Below are 2,163 nucleotides of genomic sequence, written 5' to 3'. Positions count from 1 at the left end.
ATGGTCACTGTCTCCGGTGCGTGCTCCAAGCTGGTTCATGCCGGGCTGGCGATGGAGGGCTGCAAGCCCGTCCTGGTGAACATGAACTACAGCACGGGGGCGAGCGCGTATTGGTTTATGACCGCGGGTACAATTTTGTCGTTCTCCGGCGATGGTTCCCGCCGGGTTGAACAAGGTCCGGACCTTGTCGTCCAGGCGATCGAGACGGTCGTCGTGGCGGCGACGACCGGCGTCCCCGGGGAGGGCCAGGAGGAGGCCGCAGTGGGTTTCTGCCGCTTCGGCGACCCAACCATCAAGGGCTCGACCATCGAGTGTGTGGCCCACACCCAGGCAGGCCCCTACGAGGGGGCGTTCACCACTGATGGAAATCCACCAACACTCGAAGCCTTTCAAATCAATCGGTAATCGTTGTCCGTCTAGCATCCGCGTTACCTGGACGGTGCTTCAGTCCCCACCACGCGCCGTTTTGATTGCCGGTCTGTTCTCTAATTCCGGAGATTTAGAGGGTGTCTGGAAATTAAGCTGTTGCATGGGCTAAGCTTTTGATCATCAGGCGGCTCATCGCGAGATAGATCCACGTCTCGGTGGTAGTCGAAAGACGCTCCCAATCCGTGGCCAGACGGCGGTTACGGATGAGCCACGCGAACGTGCGCTCGACAATCCAGCGCTGCGGCAGCACCGCAAACCCACCCGGCATCTCGGGCGCCGGTTGATCGATTGGCACCCGCGCCCAGCGGCGCGGCCGCTTGACGATCAGCAGCGTCCATCCCAGCTCGGCCGACAGCCAAGAGGCCAGCCCCTGATAGCCCATAGCGGCAAACAGGCATTCCACCTCCGGATAGTGGTTTCTCAGGTCGGCCAGCACGGCCTCAGCCGCGCGCCGGTCATGCACATCGGCTGGATGCACCAGCACGTGCAGGATCAGTCCTTGGGTGTCGACGACCAGATGGCGCTTGCGGCCTGAGATCCGCTTGCCACCGTCATAACCGCGCTCGCCACCGGCCTCACTGGTGCGGGCGGTCTGGCTGTCGATGATGGCGGCATGGGGCTGGGGATCTCGGCCGGCCAGCATCCGCGCTCGAGGGCGCAAGGCATCGTTGATGTGCCGCCATGTGCCCCTTTGCCGTCATCGGCGGAAGCGATCGGACACGCTTTGCCACGGCGGGACCTCGTGGGGCAGCAGGCGCCAGGGGCCGCCACCGCGCAGGATGGACAAGACCGCATTCAGCACCAGCCGCAGGCCATGTTGGCGGGGGCGCCCGCGGCGGGTGGCGGGGTCCAGGAGGGGCGCCAGGATCGCCCACTCCGCATCGCTCAGGTCGGTGTCATAGCAGAGGGCTGTCATGCCCCTTCAGATGGAGCCCACCGATTTTCCAGACACCCTCTAGCGCAGAATGTCGAGGTTGATCCGGCACCGTCTCGCCCAGGAGGTGACGAATGGTCATTGCCTCGGAGTGACGCCATCGAGCAGGAAGTCGAGGCCTTTCCGGAAAGCGCCGTCCCAATCATCATCCAGCAGAAGACGAGAGCGCTCGATTGTCGGATAACGTTGGCTGAGATCCGTCAGACGCCGCTGCGCGGCGGCCCTGTCGTCGTCTGAGAGGTCGAAGCTCGCCCGGGTGATGGTAGCGCCCATCACATAGTTCCAAAGCGACCATATTCCGGCGTTCAGATCTGCGCCCGCTACACCAGCTCTTGACAAGGTCTTGCCCAGCAGTTCCAAGCGGCTGAGGATGTTTGGGCCGAGCGCCCGGCGCGGCAGCAGCGATGCCGACCAGGGGTGGCGCAGCATGCAGGCGCGCCAGTCTTCGAGCATATGAATGACGTCTCCGCGCCAATCTTGAGCCTCAACTGTTTGCTGTGGTCCACGATATTCGAGCACCGAGTCGAGCGCCAGATCAAAGACTTCCTCTTTGTTGTCGACGTGCCAATACAGGCTCATCGCACCCGAGCCGAGTCGTTCGGCCAGCCGACGCATCGTCAATCCGTCGACTCCTTCAGTGTCCAACAGGTCCACCGCGGTCGCCACGATCCGTTCCAGGTAATTACCCACGCCCCATTCAGAACTGAGGTTCAGGCGGACACGGTCTGAAGGATCGTCTTGAACGCATTGGTTCCCGGGCCGAGGCGAGCCGTGTCGACGACGGTGCGAATGTCGGCTTC

At 63.0% G+C, this 2,163-nt stretch carries 3 protein-coding genes and 1 pseudogene; 1 reads left to right on the top strand and 3 read right to left on the bottom strand.

From position 1 onward, the window contains the following. Positions 1-405, top strand: a 405-nt coding sequence (locus ACS5Q1_RS47695) for a hypothetical protein (protein ID WP_473104749.1), incomplete at its 5' end; no start/stop codon positions are given. Positions 406-517: 112 nt separating this feature from the next. Here ACS5Q1_RS47695 and ACS5Q1_RS47690 read toward each other — a convergent pair. From ACS5Q1_RS47690 to ACS5Q1_RS47680, 3 genes and pseudogenes are all read right to left on the bottom strand, one after another. After that, positions 518-1,111 (bottom strand): annotated as a pseudogene (locus ACS5Q1_RS47690) (IS5 family transposase); the annotation flags it as partial. Positions 1,112-1,126: 15 nt separating this feature from the next. Next, positions 1,127-1,345 (bottom strand): transposase, encoded by a 219-nt coding sequence (locus tag ACS5Q1_RS47685; RefSeq protein ID WP_473104748.1) that lies wholly within the window; start codon positions 1,343-1,345, stop codon positions 1,127-1,129. A gap of 96 nt (positions 1,346-1,441) precedes the next feature. After that, positions 1,442-2,077 carry a TetR/AcrR family transcriptional regulator gene (locus ACS5Q1_RS47680; protein WP_473104750.1) on the bottom strand — a complete coding sequence of 212 codons (636 nt, stop codon included), beginning with the start codon at positions 2,075-2,077 and terminating at the stop codon, positions 1,442-1,444. Positions 2,078-2,163 lie beyond the last annotated feature (86 nt).

Source organism: Microvirga sp. GN3 (genome assembly GCF_055792825.1).
Note: the sequence above shows the minus strand (reverse complement) of the source record. Positions and strands in the feature narration are given on the sequence as shown.

Bases quoted from the DNA above. Each gene is read 5' to 3' on its own strand.
- ACS5Q1_RS47685 (WP_473104748.1), bottom strand. From the start codon at position 1,345: ATGACAGCCCTCTGCTATGACACCGACCTGAGCGATGCGGAGTGGGCG.